Genomic DNA, 17774 nt, shown 5'->3' with positions numbered 1-17774 from the left:
AGCGCTTGCATCCATTGGGCTGCAGGCGCTTTTTTTATTAGGCGGGCTGTCACGACACTGTCATCAGTGTTTCATATCGTAACCACCTGCGGGCGCCACAAGAGCCCGTGCGTGATGGACGGTGTGAGCATGTCTTTGAAACAATTTCAGAATCTCTCGGTGGCCCGAAAAATGTGGGCCTTGTTCCTGGGCCTGCTGCTGTGCTGTGTGCTGGTGGCCGGTGGCCTGTTCAGCTATTTGCAAAGTGTGGAGCAGCGCGTGGGCGCGGCCGTGCAGGCCACAGATCAGCGCATCAATCTGGCGCTGCGCTGGCAGGGCTTGACGCTGCAAAGCGTGGAAGCCGCGCTGGCCAGCGTGCTCTCCTCAGAAGAGCACCTGATTGCCCAGCTCTCGCAAAAAGCGCGGGCGCTGATGCAGCAGGCGGACGGTCTGCAGCAGCAGGTGCTGGCTGGTGCGCAGAGCGAGGTCGATCAAAGCGGCCTGGCACGCGTGGAAAAAGAGCGCAAGGCCGTGCTGTCCATCTACGAACAAGCCTATCAGGCGCGTGACCTGGGCAAGGCCTGGGAGGCGCAAAAACTGGTGGATGACCAACTGACGCCTGCTGCCAAACGCTATGTGCAAGCGCAGGATGCCTTCATTGCCGCGCAGCAGCAGCAGCGCCAGCAGGCCGAGCAGCAGGCACAGACCCAGAGCGCCATGGCCAAGCGCATGGCGGTGGGTGTGGGCGCTTTCATGGGGCTGCTGGGCGCGCTGCTGTCGCTGGCCACCATTCGCTCCATCACCACGCCGCTGGCGCAGGCGGTGCAGCTGGCGCAGACCATTGCGGCAGGTGATCTGAGCTACGCGCCCGCCACCGATGCGGCGCAGCGGCGCGATGAACCGGGCCAGCTGATGCAGGCGCTGGCGCAGATGACGCAGCAACTGCGCACGCTGGTGGGAGAGGTGCAGGGCGGTGTGGAAGCCGTCGCCGCCGCCTCCAGCCAGATGGCGCAGGACAACAGCGATCTTTCTGAGCGCACGGCGCAGGCTTCCGATCAGCTCAAGGCCACGGTGGGCAGCATAGAGAGCATGGTGACGCTGGTTATTCAATCGGCTGACAGCGCCCGTCACGCCGATCACAGTGCGCGCAGCGCGGCCGAGGCGGCAGAAAGCGGCGGCACCGTGGTGCAGCAGGTGGTCAGCAATATGCAGCAGATGGCGCAAAGCAACCAGCAGGTTGCCGCGATTGTGGGTGTGATTGATGGCATCGCGTTTCAGACCAATATCCTGGCCCTGAATGCCGCCGTAGAGGCTGCGCGTGCAGGATCACAGGGCCGGGGCTTTGCTGTTGTCGCGGCCGAGGTGCGCGAACTGGCCCAGCGCAGCAGCGAAGCGGCCAAGCAGATTCGCCAGCTCATGGAGAACTCCACCCGGCAGATGAAGTCCGGGCAGACGCTGGCGCTGCAGGCTGGCCAGCGCATGGAGCACATCGTGCGTGATGTGCAGACGGTCAGCGGTTTGATCGCCTCGATTACCGAAGCGGCTCAGGCTCAGAATCAGGGCATTGCCCAGATCAGCGAGGCCGTTCAGGCGCTGGACCATATGACCAGCCAGAACGCGGGGCTGGTGGCTGAATCCAGCGCCGCAGCGCAAGAGCTGTTTACCCAGGCGCAAAGACTGGAGGCGGGGGCGGGGCGCTTTCGCATCAGCGAATACGCACAAGCAGAGGCCCAGGCACAGGTGCAGCAGCAGGTGTTTGCTATGAAAAACAAAGCGCTTGCCAATGAACAGCCTAGGCTGGAGGCTGAAATGGCTTGAACGCCGGGGCTGGCTCAGTTGCTGGCCAGCGCCTCGGCGGCATCTTCCAGCCAGAAGCCCAGTGCGCCGTAATAGCCTTCCCACACACAGCCATTGCAGCCACGCCCGCAGCAGCTGGTGGGCTCGGGCGGGGGATTGCGCAGCGTGCGGCCTGCAGCGGCGGCGCGGCCCTGCCACAGCGCAATCTGGCTGCGGGCCTGAGCCAGCGGTTGCTGCAAGTCGGAATCGCTCATTTCTTGAAGCGCTTGAACAGGTGCTGCCCGATAAATGCCAGGCCCAGGACCAGTGCAAACCAGCCCACCAGATAAGACTGGGCAAACAGCTGGCCAACGCCGCTTTCGGGCTTGAAGACCGGTGCCAGCAAAATAATGACGCCAATCAGCGCAATCGTCATGCCCTTGATCAGGATTTCATTGCTGGATTTGGACTTTTTGGGGGCGGAAGGCAGGGGCATAGTGAGGCAGACGGGTCAGAAACGCGAAGGGCGATTATGCTTTCGGCCCTGAAATTAGCGAGATAGAGGGTGTTTGAGGTGGTGCAGTAGCCCATGTGGCTTCTGTGCTCTCTATGTCGCGCAGCTCCTGCAGCCCTACAAAAGAAAGATTTCCGCTTATGGCCATCCAATGGTTTCCCGGTCACATGCATTTGACGCGTCAGGCCATCACCGAGCGCGTCAAGGAAATCGACGTGGTCATCGAGGTGCTGGATGCGCGCCTGCCGGGCTCCAGCGCCAACCCGCTGCTGCAGGAAATGACGGGCCACAAACCGCGCCTGAAGATTCTCAACAAGCAGGATCTGGCCGACCCGGTGCACACCAAAGCCTGGATGGACTGGTACAACGCCCAGAGCGAAACCCGTGCCATTGCGCTTGATGCTTCCGAGCCCGCGCCCACCAAGCGCCTGATTGAGCAGTGCAAGCTGCTGGCGCCCACGCGTGGCGGCATGGCCAAGCCCATGCGCGTGCTGATCTGCGGAGTGCCTAACGTGGGTAAGTCCACGCTCATTAACTCCATGAGCGGCAAGACCCAGGCCAAGACAGGCAACGAAGCGGGCATCACCAAGATAGAGCAGCGCATTGTGCTGGCCGACGACTTCTATCTGTGGGATACGCCCGGCATGCTGTGGCCGCGCATCATTGTGGAAAAAAGCGGCTTCAATCTGGCTGCCAGCGGCGCCGTGGGCCGCAATGCCTACGATGAAGAGCTGGTGGTGCTGGAGCTGCTGCTGTATCTGCAAAAGCATTACGCCCCCATGCTGGAAGCGCGCTACAAGTTGGGCCTGAGTGCCGAGGAAATCGCGGCGCTGCATGATGATGAACTGCTGACCCTGATTGGCAAAAAGCGCGGCGCAGTGATGAGCGGTGGCCGTGTGAATCTGCAAAAGGCGGCAGAGCTGGTGCTCACTGATTTCCGTGATGCCATTCTGGGCCGCATCACGCTGGAGACACCGGCCGAGTTTGAGGTCTGGCTGGCAGCCGGCCAGCAAAAAGATGCTGAGCGCCAGGCCAAGAAAGATGCGCTGGCCGCAGCCCGCAAGAAAAATCGCGCACCGCGCCCGCCGCGCGAGGATGGCGGGGTCAAGAAGCCCGCACCAGCCAAGGCTGCTGCAAAAACTGCGGCCAAATCCGGTGCTCAGGGCACCGCGAAAAGCGCCGCCAAGCCGGCTGGCCCCAAGCGCTGATCCCCCATATATCCCTGTGTGAAGGGCTGGAGTTCCTGCCCTGACTGCGGCTAGCATATAGGCTTGGCAGCAACACCAAAGGTGCGAACCTCGCATGCAGGGTCATCTACTAGAGTTCAGAAACCGCCAGTCCATGCGGCATGTGCTGCGCTTTGCCTGCCTCTGGATGAGCGGGCTGAGTTTGGTGCTGACTGCCGCCGCACTACTGTCCCCCAAGGTTTCCTGGGCGCTGGCAGTTTTGTGCTTTTTGCTGCTGCCCGTGGCCCTGGTGACGCGGCTGATGGTCAAGGCTCGGCGCTGGCAGATGGCCTCGCTGTTTTTTGTCTGGACGAACTGGGTACTGGTCGTGGCCACCATTCTGGCCTCCGGGGGCATGGTCAGCAAAGCCACGATTGCCTTTCCCGTCTGGGTGGTCATCACAGCCTGGCTGCTGGGGGCATCGCAGGTGGTGGGCATGCTGCTGCTGTCCACCCTCACCCTGGTGGGGCTCTGGGGCTTTGATACCTTCAACGTCACAGAAAGCCGATCTTTTCCGCTGACGGCACTGATCTACGTGCTGGGCATGCTGGGGCTGGCGCTGATCAGCACTTTGATTGCCCGCGCCAGCCTCAGCCGTCGTGAGCAAAAAAGTCTGGACATGCTGGCTTCGCTGGAAGCCAGTCAGCACGAGCTGCGCAAGTTTCAGCGCGCTGTGGAGCAGCACCCCGAAAGTATTGTCATCACCGATCCAGAACAGAAGATCGTCTATGTCAATGAAGCCTTTTTGAAGCGTACCGGCTATGCCCGTGATGAGGTGCTGGATCAGCTGACGGAAAACGTCTCGACCGTGGGCCTGACGGGCGCCAACCGGCAAAAGGCGATGGAGCAACTGCTGTCCGGCGAAGTCTGGAGCGGCGAGATGACGAACAGCACCCGCGATGGCGCGTCGCTGCGCGAGTCTGTGATCGTGGCCCCCATTCGCACGCCACAGGGCGAAGTCGTCAACTATGTAGAACTCAAGCGCGATCTGTCAGAGCGCATGCTGGCGGCTCGCCGCATTCATGATCTGGTGTATCTGGATTCTCTGACGGGTCTGCCCAACCGTTATTCGCTGGCGCTGCATCTGCGAGCGCTGGCGCATAGCAAGCAGCGCGCCTGCCACGGCTTGCTGCTGCTGGATATGGACAGTTTTTCCCTGTTCAACGATGTGCACGGCATGCAGCACAGCGATGAACTGGTGCATGCCATTGGTGCGCGCCTGGTCGATGTTTTGCCAGAGGATGTCTGGGTAGGTCGTATTGCTGCTGCGGAGTTTGCTATTCTTTTTGAGAATCTGGACGCCAGCATCAGCGGGGCAGAAGATCAGCTGAACCACTACACCCGCATACTGAAAAAAGCCGTGCAGCGGCCTTTTTCGCTGCTGGGCTGGAATGAGGCTGAATCCGTCAGCTGCTGCATGGGCGGTGCTGTGATGGAGCCGGACGCCGATGCGCAGGACAACAGCGATGTGCTGCGCTTTGCCAGTGTGGCCCTGCACGACGCCAAGCAAAACGGCCCCGGCAGCGTGCGCCTGTTCGAGCCGCGCATGGCGGAAGACATGATCAAGCGCGTGCGTATTGCCAAGGATTTGCGCAACGGGATTCCGCTGGGTGAGCTGCGCCTGTTTCTGCAGACGCAGGCCGATGCCCGTGGTCACTGTGTGGGGGCTGAGGTGCTGGTGCGCTGGCAGCATCCCCAGTGGGGGCTGGTCAGCCCTGTGGAGTTCATTCCGATTGCCGAAGAGTCAGAGCTGATTCTGCGTCTGGGTGAATGGGTGATGCGCCAGTCCTGCGTGCTGCTGGCCCAGCCTGCATTCGCCGATCGGGGCCTGCGCCTGTCAGTCAATATCAGCGCCATTCAGTTCGGGCATGAGGAGTTCATGCCCATGCTCAAGAACGTGTTGCGTGAGACAGGCGCCAACCCGCATCAACTGACGCTGGAGATCACCGAAGGCGTGGTGCTGCGGGATATGAACGCGGCGCGTAATCTGGTGCAGGAGCTGCGGGACATGGGCATCGAGATTGCGCTGGATGACTTTGGCACGGGCTACTCTTCCATGTACAGCCTGAAGCACCTGCCGATTCAGGAGCTCAAGATCGATCAGAGCTTTGTGCGCGGTAGCCACCGTTCCGATACCGATGCGGTGATGGTCGAAGCCATGCTGCTGATTGCCAAGCGGCTGAAGCTGCGTGTGGTGGCAGAAGGCGTTGAACTGCAGGAGCAGGCTGAGCAGCTGATGCAGTGGAGCCCTGATATCGTGCTGCAGGGCTTGCTGCTGGGCAAGCCCATACCGCAGCAGCAGTGGCTGGAGGAGGTGCTGGGCGAGCAGCCAAGCGCCTCAGACTGATGTGACCGCCGCCATGAAAAAGCCCGCACTTGCAAAGAAGGCGGGCTTTTTTCATGGGCAGCAGCCGGGGGGCTTATGTGGCTGGCTGCTCGAAGTAGCGGCGGGCCAGCAGGTCCCAGAATCGGGAGCCGCGGCTGATGTTGTCATCGTTGAAGTCGTAGGCCGGGTTGTGCAGGCTCACACCGGGTTGACCGTTGGCGGGGCCGTTACCAATCCAGCCATAGGCGCCGGGAACGGCTTCCAGCATGAAGCCAAAGTCTTCAGCGGTCATGGCGGGCAGTACGTCGTCAAAGGCATTGTCATTGCCAACAACTTCGCGCATCACGCCAGCCATGAACTTGGCTTCGCGGGCATGGTTGGTGGTGTTGGGGTAGGCGCCGGGGCGCAGCGTGAATTCTGCGCTGCACAGGTGCGCAGCCGCCACATGGCTGCTGATGCGCTTGATGCCTTCCACAAACATCTCGCGCGTTTCCTTTTTCAGGGTGCGCACGGTGCCTGCAATGATGGCTTCATCGGGGATGATGTTTTCGACGGTGCCACTGGTGATCTTGCCCACGGTCAGCACGGCGGAATCCAGTGGGTCGGTGCTGCGCGAAACCAGCGTCTGCAACTGGCTGACGATGGCGCAGGCCACGGGAATCGGGTCCAGCGTGGTGTGAGGCATGGCGGCATGGCCACCCTTGCCGATAACCTTGATCTGAAAGCGCAGGGTGGACGCCATGATGGGCCCCACGCGCACGGCCATCTGACCGGCTGGCAGCGATGGCCAGTTGTGCAGTGCAAACACGGCTTCACAGGGAAATTTCTCGAACAGGCCGTCGTCCATCATGGCCTTGGCACCAGCGCCGCCTTCTTCGCCGGGCTGGAAGATCAGGTGCACTGTGCCGTCAAAGTCGGGGTGCTGGGCCAGTGTGGTGGCCGCGCCCAGCAGCATGGTGGTGTGACCATCGTGGCCGCAGGCATGCATGCGACCCTTGTTCTGGCTGATGTGGCCAAAGGTATTGATTTCCGTGACGGGCAGGGCGTCCATATCGGCGCGGATGCCGATGCTGCGGCCGGGGTTGTCCTTGCTGCGGCCCTTGCCGTAGATGCTGGCGACGACGCCAGTCTGGCCAAGGCCCCGGTGAACGGTCAGGCCAAGGGCGGTGAGGTATGCGGCAACCTTGTCGCCAGTGCGATGCTCTTCGTATTTGAGCTCAGGGTTGGCGTGCAGGTCGCGGCGGAAATTGAGCAGCGTGCCGAGATGAGGAGTGATGTCGGGAGTAGATCGCATACAGGGGCCGCGGAGCACCCAGCGCTGAAACTGTCGTGGCAGGCAAGCGTTGCGGGCCTGCCGGTGACCGCAGCATTTCAATAGCAAGACCCCCATCATAGGCGCATGCGGCTGACATGCGATTAGGTAGATACCGAAATCAGGGATTTCAGTGCTTGTGCTAACTCGTTTGCAAGCAAGCGGTGACTCACCGCTGGGTTTTTAGGTGCGGAAGGCATCTCTACGCGCATATTTCTGGGTGGAGGCCTCTCTCAATGCCCACGTGACTTCGGGCGCCGCCGCAAAAAGCGAGAATAGGAGGCTATGACCGCACAGAACGCCAAACCTTCTTTGTTCCAGCAACTGCTGGTGCGCCCCGACCGCAATGATCCCAATCCGCTGATCCTCTATCACGGCCGCCGCTGCCCTGATGGCTACGGCGCTGCACTGGCGGCTTGGCTGTTCTACGAAGGTCAGGCCGAGTTTCGCGGGCTGGACCATGGCGAAATTCTGAGCGCTGACGACCTGGGCGATCTGGCAGGCCGTGCCGTCTATGTGCTGGACTTTGCTTTCGAGCCCGCGCTGATGGCCGAGATCGAATCACGCGTGGCCAAGCTCGTGGTGCTGGACCACCACAAGAGCGCGGCTGAAAAGCTCAGCGGCTACCAGTGCCAGTGCGGTGTGGTGCACTTCGATATGCACAAGTCTGGCGCCCGTCTGGCCTGGGAGTTTTTCCAGTCCGACAAGCCCGTGCCTGGCCTGATTCGCTACATCGAAGACCGCGATATCTGGAAATGGGAGTTCCCTGAAAGTGCGGCCTTCCTGGCAGCGCTGGACATGGAGCCTGTGCGCAGCTTTGAACGCTGGGCCGAAATCGCCGCCTTCACGCCCGAGCAGGAAGGCGTTTACATGGCCCGTGGCGGTGCCATGGATGAGAAGTTCCAGAAGCTGTGTGCAGACATTGCTGATGGCGCGCAGGTGCTGGTCTTCAACGGCAAGCAGGGCCTGATGGTCAACTGCCCCGGCATGTTCCACAGCCAGGTGGGCGACCTGCTGGCGCGCCAGAGCGGCAGTTTTGCGCTGATGTGGCATGCCAATCACAAGGGCACCAAGGTGGGCCTGCGTTCGCGCTCGGAGTTCAACTGCATTCCGCTGGCCGAGAGCTTTGGCGGCGGTGGCCACGCCCAGGCTTGCGGCTTCAAGATGCCCAATGAGCGACTGGTGGAGTTGCTGCAGGGTGAGCTCAGGGCGGACCCCGAAGGTCAGTATGAATTTGTGGCCGCGCCCAGCCTGCAGTTTGATGAAGAAGGCAAGTGGATTCGCGCCACGCCCAAATCTGCCTGAGCAGATTCTTCAAAAAAGTGAGCACCTCGCGCACTTGAAATAATCGCTTGGGAGCGGTTTGATACAAAACGCCTTGAACATTCAGTTCGGGCGTTTTGTTCGTTCAAGATCATGAAAAACTACGGCTCGCTTGGGTTTCGCGCGGTGGTGGCTCCGGTCTGCGCGCTGGCATTGCTGGCGCTGCAGGCTTGCAGCACGGTGGCTGTGCCGACCCAGGCCACTTTGGCGGTGGCGGGCAATTGCGCGGAAACGGGCCCTTATGCCTGCCAGTCCGGCGAGACCGAGCCGCTTTACCGCTTTCAATGGAGTCTGGATTACGCCCACAGCTATTTCCAGACGCATTCCGACGCCGGGGCCTACGGCGGCGGTTATGACCTGAATGTCGCGCCCGTGCACCGCATGGGTTTCAAAGGCCAGGGCGTGAAGGTGCTGGTGATAGACAGCGGCGTGGATCTGGCCCATGAAGACCTGGCGGCCAACGCTGATCTGGGCATGTCGTGGAATTTCGTCACCGGCAGCCATGACCCCAACCCCATGCTGACGGCAGACAAGCAGGCCCATGGCAGCAATGTGGCAGGCATTATTGCGGCCGCGCAGAACGGCAAAGGCATGATGGGCATCGCGCCACTGGCGCGTGTTGGTGGCGTGGCACTGGTACTGCAGGATGCAGCGGTGCAGTCCGAGGAAAACATCCGCCAGGCCTATGGTGGCACGCCATGGTCTGCGCAGGCCGATGTGATTAACGCCTCATTCGGCATCATTCACGAGACGGAGAATTACGACCCCGCACGCAATGTCAAAGTGCGGGGGCTGCGGCACCTCAAAACCTTGCGGGGCGGCAAAGGGGCGGTCTTTGTCAAGGCGGCGGGCAATGCCTTTGATGACCTGGACAAAATCAACCTCTGCGGTGCGCTCACAGGCTATTACGACTGCACCAATCCGGCCAATGATGCCCAGTCGCTGGAGCCCAATGCCATCGTTACCGCAGCGCTCAATGCCAAGGGACAGGCCAGCAGCTACAGCAGTGCAGGCTCGGTCATCTGGGTTACAGGCCTGGGTGGCGAGAGCGGCCTGCATGGCGGCTATGGCGAAAGCTCAGGCTTGTCTGCACAGGATATTGCGCAGGGTAAAACGGGGGATGGGCCCACGCTGTTTTCTACCGATATTTCGGGCTGCGATGCAGGCCCCGCAGCCGCTGGTGCGCCGACAGCCTTTATGCGCGGCGAGAGCCGTAACGAGGCTGGCGTGCTGGATAACGCCCGCTGCGACTATTCCTATATGAACGGTACATCGGTGGCTGCGCCCACCATCAGCGGGCTGGCGGCGCTGTTGCTGGGCGTCAATCCCGATCTGAGCTGGCGCGATGTGCGCGACATTCTGCGGCTGTCTGCGCGCCCAGTGGACCAGGGCTATGAAAAGCGCAGGCGCAATGATGTGAGCCAGAAGCTGGACAAGCCCTATGACGCGCTGTTGGACCTGCGCAGCAACAGCCTGCTGCCGCGCTCAGGCCGCGTGAGCGATATTCGCCCCGGCGCGCAGGCGGTGCCGCTGGAGCTGGGCTGGCAGACCAATGCAGCGGGCAATGCCTATGCCAACTGGTACGGCTTTGGCCTGCCAGATGCCGAGAAAGCCGTGCAATGGGCGCTGCGCTACAAGGCTGAGCCAGCGCTGCGCAAAAGTGCGGTGCAAGAGATTCCAGAATTTGTGCAGCTGGCACGCCTGAAGCAGTTTGACTACCAGCAAGTCAGCCTGCTGGCCGAGCTGAACGGGAGCGATGCAGTGGTGGACAGCTTTCAGGTTCGGCTCGATGGCAAGAACATCTGCCTGGGCGCACTGGGCATTGCCGTGCAATCGCCTGCGGGCACCATGTCGCTGCTGAAAATGCCGCTCGATCATTTTGCGGGCTATGGCGAGGCCGATTTTGAACAGTACGGGCTGGGCAGCCATGCCTTCTATGGCGAGAACGCCAGGGGCCGCTGGAAGGTGTTTGCCGTTGTCTCCAACCCGCGCCGCCTGCCGGGCAATGCGGGTGAAAACAGCGCCTGTCTGGGGGCTCCGGCCAAAGGGCGCAAGGGCCGCAATCTCATGCTCAATGTGCAGGCGCGCATCATTGCGCAGTGAGTCAGCGCGCTGGTGAAAGAGGCGCCCAGCCTGGCAGCGCCAGAATCCGCAGCCAGTCCTGCGCTTCCTGCAGGTGGGGCAGGGCGGCCCAGTCAGCCTCAAAGCGCAGCGGCTCGCCACTCATGGGGTGGGCAATCTCCAGCGACTGGGCATGCAGCCACAGCCGCTGCAGGCCCAGACGTCCGGCCCACCAGCGGTTCAGCGGCCCCTTGCCGTGTGTGGCGTCGCCAATGATGGGGTGAGCTACATGCTTCAAGTGGCGGCGAATCTGGTGCCTGCGGCCTGTGGTGGGCAGGGCCTGCACCAGGCTGATACGGGTTTCGGGGTGGCGGCCGTCATAGCTCTCGGGCCAGGACAGGCGCGCCAGGCAGCGCAGCGTGGTGTGGGCTTCCTGCACCGGGGCGTCTTCCGGGGCATCGTCGGGCTTGAGTGCGTGGTCCACCTCGATCTCATCAGGCAGCCAGCCACGCACCAGCGCCCGGTATTCCTTGCGGGTTTCATGCGCGGCAAAGCTGGCGGCCAGCGCTTGCGCCGCCTCCTTGTGCAAGGCCATGACCAGCACGCCGCAAGTGCCCTTGTCCAGCCGGTGTACAGGCCAGACATGGCGACCCAGCTGGTCGCGCAGGGCCTGCATGACAAAGCGGGTTTCATGCGCATCCAGCCCCGTGCGGTGCACCAGCCAGCCAGCGGGTTTGTAAACGGCCACCAGGTGTTCGTCCTGCCAGAGGATGTGCAAAGGGGGATGGTCGGGCAGGGCGATTTCAGTCATGGGGCAAGGTGAGCGGTGCAGGGCGAGGCGCACTCTACCCCAGCAGCGGCGCCTGTGCGCGCCTGCCTGGGCATTCCTGGCGGTCAGGGCTGTCATGCGTGGCAGCGGGCATTTATCAGGCGGCGTTCACGGACAATGTCGCTTCAGTCTGCAGCGGTGCTTGCCTGCTGCAATGCTTCTTTATTCATAGCTTCTTGCGCTTTATGTATAAGCGTCTGAGGCTTTTTTCATTGGTATTTCAGTCGTGATGTTCAAGGGCGTTGTTGTTTCGGTTCTGGCGTCCGTGCTGTTCGCTTCCCTGTATTACCTCTCTCCATTTCTGGCTCCGCTGGATGGTGAGCAGATCTTTGGCTGGCGCGTGCTGGTCACACTGCCTTTCACCACGGCCCTGCTGTTTGCGCTCAAGGAAGCGGCAGCGGTGCGCACCTTGCTGCTGCGTGCCCTGCGGCAGCCGCTGTTTGGCCTGCAACTGCTGCTGAGCGCCGCACTGCTGGGCGTGCAGCTATGGATTTTCATGTGGGCGCCGATGAATGGGCGGGCGCTGCCGGTGTCGCTGGGCTATTTTCTGCTGCCGCTGGTGATGGTGGTCGCAGGGCGGCTGTGGTTTGCCGAGAGGCTGACACCCGGCCAGACCCTGGCCACGCTGGTGGCAGCGGCTGGCGTGGGTCATGAGTTCTGGCAGGCCGGTGGCATGTCGTGGGAGACCTGGGTGGTGGCGCTGGGCTATACGGTGTATTTCTCGCTGCGCCGCTGGATGAAGACGGACACGCTGGCGGGCCACTGGATGGATATGGCTTTGCTGGTTCCTGCAGCGATTGCTTTCACGCTGCGCGCACCGAACAGCTGGCCGCTGGTGGTGGGGCATTCTGAATTGTGGGTGCTGCTGGTGGTGCTGGGCGTGGTCAGCGCAGTGGCACTGGCCATGTACATGATTGCCAGCCGCTGGTTGCCTCTGGGCCTGTTTGGGCTGCTGTCCTATGTAGAGCCTGCGCTTTTGGTGGTGGTGGCCTGGCTGCTGGGCGAAAGTATTGCGCCGCAGCAAGTGCTGACTTATGGATTGATCTTCGCGGCGGTGGGGTTGCTGATCTGCGATGGCTTATGGCATTTATGGCGAGGGCGCTTGCCAAAGAGGATTCACTGAATTGGTGCGCATTTGCCCGGTATTGGTGCATCGGGCGGCAATAATTGCTTTTTTGTCTTTTTGAAGGAATTGCTTGTCATGGCATCGACCTCATCCCCTATTCGAGTTGCTATCGTCGGTTACGGTAATCTGGGCCGTGGCGTAGAAGCCGCTATCGCCAAGAACCCCGATATGCAGCTGACGGGGATTTACACACGCCGCGATCCCTCCCAGCTCACGCCCCTGCACGCTGGCACGCCCGTGCACGCCATGGACAGCCTGCTCTCGCACAAGGGCCAGGTCGATGTGCTGATTCTGTGTGGCGGCTCCAAGGACGATCTGCCCAAGCAGGCCCCCGAGCTGGCAGCGCACTTCAACCTGATCGACAGCTTTGACACGCACGCCCGCATTCCCGAGCACTTTGCCAACGTGGACAAGGCGGCCCAGGGTGGCCAGTGCACGGCGCTGATCTCGGCGGGCTGGGACCCCGGCATGTTCTCCATCAACCGCGTGATGGGCGAAGCCCTGCTGCCCGACGGCGCTACCTACACCTTCTGGGGCAAGGGCCTGAGCCAGGGTCACTCCGACGCGATTCGCCGCGTTGAAGGCGTGGCCGGTGGCGTGCAGTACACCATCCCGGTGGAAGATGCCGTCAACAAGGTGCGCTCTGGCGTGCGTCCCGAACTGTCCACCCGCGAAAAGCACAAGCGTGAATGCCATGTGGTGCTGAAAGCCGGTGCCGACGCCGAAGCCGTGCGCAAGACCATTGTGGAAATGCCCCACTACTTCGACCAGTACGACACTACGGTGAACTTCATCACTGCCGAAGAACTGGCCCGCGACCACGCCGCCATGCCCCACGGCGGTTTTGTGATTCGCAGCGGCAACACCAGTGCCGAGAACAAGCAGGTCATCGAATACCGCCTGCAGCTGGACAGCAACCCCGAGTTCACCTCCAGCGTGCTCGTGGCCTATGCCCGCGCTGTGCACCGCATGGCCCAGGCCGGTCAGTTCGGCTGCAAGACCGTGTTTGACGTGGCCCCCGGCATGCTGTCGCCCAAGAGCGCAGCCGAGCTGCGTGCAGAGCTGCTGTAAACCTGCAGCGTTCATGCAAAAAGCCTCATCGATTGATGAGGCTTTTTTTGTATCGAACAGGCTTGCAGCGCTTATCTATCAAGCGCAGAAAGCTATCAAATCAGGAATTACTGACTTCGCTTTTGCCCGTTCCCACACGTGCCGCATCTTCCAGCCGGTCCACATCACGCAGTGGCTTGAACAGCGTCATCCACCCGCCCACCACGCCCAGCGTGCACAGGCTGCCCAGAATGGCGGCAGGCACTGCGCCAAACCACGATGCACTGCTGCCCGCGCGAAACTCGCCCAGTTCATTGGATGAGCCGATGAACAGCATATTCACCGCATTCACACGGCCCCGCATATGGTCGGGCGTGGAAAACTGCACCAGCGCGCCGCGGATATAAACGCTGACCATATCGGCCGCACCGGCCAGCGCCAGTGCCAGCATGGACAGCACAAACCAGTGCGACAGCGCAAACACCATATTCGCCAGACCGAACACGGCCACGGCGGCAAACATCACTTTGCCCACATGGCGGTTGATGGGGCGCGACGCCAGCCACAGGCCCATGCAGACCTCGCCCACCGCCATGGATGAACGCAGCAGGCCCAGGCCCTGCGGCCCGACCTTGAGCACCTCGTGCGCATACACGGGCAGCAGCGCCACCACACCGCCCAGCAGCACGGCAAACAGATCCAGCGAAATCGTGCCCAGAATGATGGGCCGCGTGCGCATGAAGTGAATGCCCTCGGCAAAGCGCTGCCACATCGAGCTTTGATCGTCCTCAGCAGGCTGCTTCACATCGGCAAAACGCACGGGCACCTGGCTCAGCAGTGCCGTGCCCAGCAGCAAGCCCAGCCCGCAGATGGCATAGGTCAGCACACCGCCGCCCAGCGCATACAGCACGCCGCCCAGCACAGGCGCGGCAATGGCAGAGATGCGCATCAGCATGCTGTTGGTGGCCAGCGCCTTGGCCAACTGGTCGCGGGCCACAATCTGCGGCAGCAGGCTTTGCAGCGCAGGCCCGCTGAAGGCGCGGCTGCAGCCAAACAGCACCAGCACCGCATAAATCCACTGCACATTGTGAGCGCCGGTTTCCGCCAGCAGCCACAGCAGGCCAGAGCACACCGTGGCCAGCAGCCAGCTCATGCCCAGCAGGCGCTTGCGGCTCATGCGGTCGCTCAAATCACCGGCCGGAATCAGCAGACCCATCATGGGCAGAAACTGGGCCAAGCCGACATAGGCCAGAGATAGCGGGTCGCGCGTGATGTCGTACACCTGCCAGGCCACCACCACCGCCTGCATCTGCTGGCCAAACATGGCCAGCATGCGCGCCAGGACGAAAGAGATGAAAGCGCTATCGCGCAAAGGAGGTCTGGAGGTGATGCTGGACACGGTGGAATTCAGATTCGCTGCGTAGCAGGGCTTGCCAAAGCAGTGCGAACGGGCGCAGTGATAGCGGTGATGGCGGTCGGAAGAGGCTGCAAGTATCAGTGATCTATCGAATCTGTGCTGTAGGGCCAGAGTGACAGCAATGCGGCGGGCGCTGACGGCCACTGCTGCATACACCCTATTTGTTAAAAAATGTTTGCCGACGGTTGCATGCGGTTCATTCCCACACGCTGGTTTGCAGTGGCAAGCCACCATAGCTGCAAGTTAATTAATAAATCTTGCTGGCACAGACAGTGCAGCGCTAAGGAGTCGTCATCATGTCCATGCTTTCCATGCAATACGCCGGAACGCTGCTGGGTCGCGAAGCGGTTATCGAATTCCCCGATAGCCGCGCTGAAGTTCGTTACACAGCAAAAGGACAAATGCGCTGGCGCGTGGTGGATTCCCAAGGCCATGTCTCTGAAGGTTGCGAACGCCTGAGCTATCTGCAGCTCAGTGACCATCTGCATTTCCTGAACTGGATCGAAAAAACCGGCTTTACCGTCAGCCAGGTTATCGACTCTTCGCAGGGAACCGTGCAGGCTTTCTGGTCTTATGCAGACGAGCAGTGTGATTCCGGTCATCGATCTTCCATGTTTGTGGAAGGTCGCTTCAGCCTGCGCTGATATGAATTTCGGTAATTGCTCTGGTTTGGTGGCCGGAGGCAGTTGCTGTAACCCTGTGTTTTGAGTGTTAGGTCAGTGTCTCTCCTCTATGCCGGCATCCGAAAGGTGCCGGCTTTTTTTTGCTTCACATCATTCCGTGAAACATTACCAAGTGCAGCAATGCACTGCATATTTTTTGATCGTTGAACCTCGCCCTAGGTTTCATGCGGGTTTGCGAGGTGCTGGCGCCGCTTGTCCACAGGACCGCCCACAGCAGATGGGTATAACTTTACAAAGTGCCTATCGCAGCTTTTTTTCTTCTCTTGTGTAGGCAAGTCGCTGTCGGAAAAGGGTATTTGCTGAATGCTGTGTCAGTAAGAGCGCTTGTTCATGCGCTATGCCAAGTTCGTGAAACATTGGTGACAGATGAAAAAAGCCGACCCTTGGGTCGGCTTCATTTTTTGCACCCACAGGCTTATTTGCCAGGGCTCTCGATGCTGGTGCCAATCACCATGTCCAGCACATAGGCGTAGCTGGATGCATCGGCGGGCACGTTCTGGTGCTTGTAGCGATCAATGCGCAGAATATTACTGGTTCCGGCCACATGCTTGTAGCCTTCAATTTCGCTGTAGAAGTTCTCCCACTGACCGGTGTAGGTCTTCACACCCGTGTCTGCGTAGCGCAACTCACGCACTTGCAGGCATTCCTGACGGCCTGCACCTGCGCTGCATGTCTTGCGCTGGGGGCCGACTTCCAGAAAGATGCGTTCGGGGGCGCCGCCATACTTGGTCTGTGCGGTGGGGCGGCCTTCCAGCTGCCAGCGTGTGCCGTCAATGAACTGAATGGTCAGGCGAGGCTGTTCGCTGGTGCTTGCACCCAGTTGCACATTCCATTGCTTGGTGGTGGGCAGAATGCGCGCCACTTTTTGCTCCAGCATCATCAGCTGGTTGTTGTTGCAGGCCATCAGCGTGCTCATGGGCTTTTGCAGGTTCAGGCGCTGGCCTTCCACGCTGTAAGCCGCAGACATGGTGTTGCACAGGTTTTTGACCAGTGCGCGCTGCTCGATGAAGTTCAGCTCGATCGGTGCGTGGGTCGAATCCACGAACCAGGACTGGTCTTCGGTACCGGCGGGCGTGAACGCCTGCTGCAGTTTCCAGTGGTAGGCGGTCAGGGAGCTTGCATCTCCTGCAGGGCCACTGGGGCCGGGCTTGCTGGTGCCGCCACCGCCAGTGGTGCCGCAGGCAGCCAGCGTCACGGAAGCGATGAGGGGGAGGCACCAAGTCCAGCGAGATTTCATAAGTGTTCCTTCAAGATGAATAAAAAAGAGTTGTGCGGTTTAGGAGTCCATGACTTGCCAACAGTTCCCTGCAGCATCTCGGATGTCTGCATGGTCTTACAAGCGGGACTCGGGCACACCTAACCATAACCGACGAAGCTGGCACTGAATATCAAGGATCTGCAAAGAGTGTCAGCTTATGCAGAACCTCACTTTATCTGGCATGTAAAGATCGAAAAAATACGTAGGCTTGCAGGTGTTGGTCCAGTGGCCGCTTGCCAAGCTGCTACGCTTGGTGAAGTTAGCATTCAAGGAGGTTTTGTGCGCGCAAGTGGAGTGGCTATGTCAGAAAGAAGAGCGCCGCGTCTGGCGCTGGCGGGCATGCTGGCGCTGGTGTTGAGCGCATGCGCATCTCATGCCCCGAGCCCTGTGGTCATGCAGGAGACGTTCGACTCCAGCTCCACGTTCTCGCGCGGCTTTGATGCCACGCCTTCCCAGACCTGTGAGGCTGCACGCAGGGCGCTGCTGAGCCAGGGCTATATCGCCACGTCCAAGACGCAGGAGCTGATCGAGGGGCGCAAGAGCTTTCAGCCCAATATGGAGACGAATCTGGAGATCAACTTTCGCGTGGTTTGCGTGCCGCAGACCAGCGATGGCCAGGTCAGTCTGGGCTTTGCGACGGCCTTGCAGGATCGTTACGCGCTCAAGAAAAGTGCCAGCTCGGCCAGCGTGGGCGTAGGGGCTCTGGGGTCGCTGTCTCTGCCGTTTTCTTCCAGCAATGATTCGCTGGTCAAGGTGGGCAGTGAAACCATTGCGGTGCGCAGTTTCTACGACAGTTTTTTTGAGCTGGTGGAGAGCTATCTGAAGCAGGACAGGGACACACCCTGAATGGGTTGGGTTTGAAGGAAATCAGCCCGCAGCGCTTGATGAGCAAGC

15 protein-coding genes are annotated in these 17774 nt (G+C 60.8%); 9 read left to right on the top strand and 6 right to left on the bottom strand.

Annotated features, from left to right (window positions below):
* Positions 1–129 precede the first annotated feature (129 nt).
* A complete protein-coding gene (locus JDW18_RS15200) occupies positions 130–1797 on the top strand; it encodes a methyl-accepting chemotaxis protein (protein WP_246609960.1) in 1668 nt (555 codons plus the stop codon).
* A 14-nt stretch (positions 1798–1811) separates the two neighbouring features.
* Here JDW18_RS15200 and JDW18_RS15195 read toward each other — a convergent pair whose 3' ends face one another.
* A complete protein-coding gene (locus tag JDW18_RS15195) occupies positions 1812–2030 on the bottom strand; it encodes an oxidoreductase-like domain-containing protein (protein WP_218240237.1) in 219 nt (72 codons plus the stop codon).
* Positions 2027–2251 carry a hypothetical protein gene (locus JDW18_RS15190; protein ID WP_218240236.1) on the bottom strand — a complete coding sequence of 75 codons (225 nt, stop codon included), beginning with the start codon at positions 2249–2251 and terminating at the stop codon, positions 2027–2029. The genes JDW18_RS15195 and JDW18_RS15190 overlap by 4 nt, the downstream gene beginning before the upstream one ends.
* Before the next feature lie 158 nt (positions 2252–2409).
* On the opposite strand from JDW18_RS15190, the gene ylqF reads away from it, so the two are divergent.
* Positions 2410–3477, top strand: coding sequence for a ribosome biogenesis GTPase YlqF (gene ylqF, locus JDW18_RS15185; protein WP_246609957.1), 1068 nt, complete (start codon positions 2410–2412; stop codon positions 3475–3477).
* A gap of 94 nt (positions 3478–3571) precedes the next feature.
* Complete coding sequence (locus JDW18_RS15180; RefSeq protein ID WP_218240235.1) at positions 3572–5842, top strand: putative bifunctional diguanylate cyclase/phosphodiesterase; 2271 nt, start codon at positions 3572–3574, stop codon at positions 5840–5842.
* Between the two features lie 73 nt (positions 5843–5915).
* Here the strand turns inward: JDW18_RS15180 and JDW18_RS15175 are convergent, their stop codons facing one another.
* The gene (locus tag JDW18_RS15175; RefSeq protein WP_218240234.1) at positions 5916–7115 is read right to left on the bottom strand and encodes a M20 aminoacylase family protein; all 1200 of its coding nucleotides are present in this window, start codon (positions 7113–7115) and stop codon (positions 5916–5918) included.
* A gap of 303 nt (positions 7116–7418) precedes the next feature.
* Between JDW18_RS15175 and JDW18_RS15170 the strand changes: the two genes are divergently transcribed.
* Together JDW18_RS15170 and JDW18_RS15165 are read left to right on the top strand one after the other, a co-directional pair.
* Positions 7419–8438, top strand: coding sequence for a DHH family phosphoesterase (locus JDW18_RS15170; RefSeq protein WP_218240233.1), 1020 nt, complete (start codon positions 7419–7421; stop codon positions 8436–8438).
* 111 nt (positions 8439–8549) lie between these two features.
* Entirely contained in the window at positions 8550–10559 is a 2010-nt protein-coding gene (locus JDW18_RS15165; protein ID WP_218240232.1) for a S8 family serine peptidase, read from the top strand.
* 1 nt (position 10560) lies between these two features.
* Here JDW18_RS15165 and JDW18_RS15160 read toward each other — a convergent pair whose 3' ends face one another.
* A complete protein-coding gene (locus JDW18_RS15160) occupies positions 10561–11328 on the bottom strand; it encodes a pseudouridine synthase (RefSeq protein ID WP_218240231.1) in 768 nt (255 codons plus the stop codon).
* A gap of 247 nt (positions 11329–11575) precedes the next feature.
* On the opposite strand from JDW18_RS15160, the gene rarD reads away from it, so the two are divergent.
* Both rarD and JDW18_RS15150 read left to right on the top strand, forming a co-directional pair.
* Positions 11576–12469 (top strand): EamA family transporter RarD, encoded by an 894-nt coding sequence (rarD, locus tag JDW18_RS15155; RefSeq protein ID WP_218240230.1) that lies wholly within the window; start codon positions 11576–11578, stop codon positions 12467–12469.
* A 78-nt stretch (positions 12470–12547) separates the two neighbouring features.
* Positions 12548–13543 (top strand): diaminopimelate dehydrogenase, encoded by a 996-nt coding sequence (locus JDW18_RS15150; protein WP_218240229.1) that lies wholly within the window; start codon positions 12548–12550, stop codon positions 13541–13543.
* Positions 13544–13643: 100 nt separating this feature from the next.
* Here the strand turns inward: JDW18_RS15150 and JDW18_RS15145 are convergent, their stop codons facing one another.
* Positions 13644–14855, bottom strand: a complete 1212-nt coding sequence (locus tag JDW18_RS15145; protein WP_246610568.1) for an MFS transporter — start codon at positions 14853–14855, stop codon at positions 13644–13646.
* 380 nt (positions 14856–15235) lie between these two features.
* Between JDW18_RS15145 and JDW18_RS15140 the strand changes: the two genes are divergently transcribed.
* Positions 15236–15583 carry a MoaF-related domain-containing protein gene (locus JDW18_RS15140; protein WP_218240228.1) on the top strand — a complete coding sequence of 116 codons (348 nt, stop codon included), beginning with the start codon at positions 15236–15238 and terminating at the stop codon, positions 15581–15583.
* 454 nt (positions 15584–16037) lie between these two features.
* Here JDW18_RS15140 and JDW18_RS15135 read toward each other — a convergent pair whose 3' ends face one another.
* Positions 16038–16859 carry an META and DUF4377 domain-containing protein gene (locus JDW18_RS15135; protein WP_218240227.1) on the bottom strand — a complete coding sequence of 274 codons (822 nt, stop codon included), beginning with the start codon at positions 16857–16859 and terminating at the stop codon, positions 16038–16040.
* Between the two features lie 360 nt (positions 16860–17219).
* On the opposite strand from JDW18_RS15135, the gene JDW18_RS15130 reads away from it, so the two are divergent.
* Positions 17220–17726: a DUF2242 domain-containing protein gene (locus JDW18_RS15130; RefSeq protein ID WP_425514807.1), complete on the top strand. Its 507-nt coding sequence runs from the start codon at positions 17220–17222 to the stop codon at positions 17724–17726.
* Positions 17727–17774: the final 48 nt, after the last annotated feature.

Origin of the sequence: Comamonas fluminis, assembly GCF_019186805.1 — a bacterium.
In the GTDB taxonomy this organism is placed as follows: domain Bacteria; phylum Pseudomonadota; class Gammaproteobacteria; order Burkholderiales; family Burkholderiaceae_C; genus Comamonas; species Comamonas fluminis.
The sequence above is the reverse complement of the archived record's forward strand: the minus strand, read 5'-3'. Positions and strand labels throughout refer to the sequence as shown.

Coding starts and splice junctions, on each gene's coding strand:
- JDW18_RS15135 (WP_218240227.1), bottom strand. CDS start 16,859: ATGAAATCTCGCTGGACTTGGTGCCTCCCCCTCATCGCTTCCGTGACG.
- JDW18_RS15200 (WP_246609960.1), top strand. CDS start 130: ATGTCTTTGAAACAATTTCAGAATCTCTCGGTGGCCCGAAAAATGTGG.
- JDW18_RS15170 (WP_218240233.1), top strand. CDS start 7,419: ATGACCGCACAGAACGCCAAACCTTCTTTGTTCCAGCAACTGCTGGTG.
- JDW18_RS15150 (WP_218240229.1), top strand. CDS start 12,548: ATGGCATCGACCTCATCCCCTATTCGAGTTGCTATCGTCGGTTACGGT.
- JDW18_RS15145 (WP_246610568.1), bottom strand. CDS start 14,855: ATGCTGGCCATGTTTGGCCAGCAGATGCAGGCGGTGGTGGTGGCCTGG.
- JDW18_RS15175 (WP_218240234.1), bottom strand. CDS start 7,115: ATGCGATCTACTCCCGACATCACTCCTCATCTCGGCACGCTGCTCAAT.
- JDW18_RS15195 (WP_218240237.1), bottom strand. CDS start 2,030: ATGAGCGATTCCGACTTGCAGCAACCGCTGGCTCAGGCCCGCAGCCAG.
- JDW18_RS15140 (WP_218240228.1), top strand. CDS start 15,236: ATGTCCATGCTTTCCATGCAATACGCCGGAACGCTGCTGGGTCGCGAA.
- JDW18_RS15130 (WP_425514807.1), top strand. CDS start 17,220: ATGCTGGCGCTGGTGTTGAGCGCATGCGCATCTCATGCCCCGAGCCCT.
- JDW18_RS15165 (WP_218240232.1), top strand. CDS start 8,550: ATGAAAAACTACGGCTCGCTTGGGTTTCGCGCGGTGGTGGCTCCGGTC.
- ylqF (WP_246609957.1), top strand. CDS start 2,410: ATGGCCATCCAATGGTTTCCCGGTCACATGCATTTGACGCGTCAGGCC.
- rarD (WP_218240230.1), top strand. CDS start 11,576: ATGTTCAAGGGCGTTGTTGTTTCGGTTCTGGCGTCCGTGCTGTTCGCT.
- JDW18_RS15160 (WP_218240231.1), bottom strand. CDS start 11,328: ATGACTGAAATCGCCCTGCCCGACCATCCCCCTTTGCACATCCTCTGG.
- JDW18_RS15190 (WP_218240236.1), bottom strand. CDS start 2,251: ATGCCCCTGCCTTCCGCCCCCAAAAAGTCCAAATCCAGCAATGAAATC.
- JDW18_RS15180 (WP_218240235.1), top strand. CDS start 3,572: ATGCAGGGTCATCTACTAGAGTTCAGAAACCGCCAGTCCATGCGGCAT.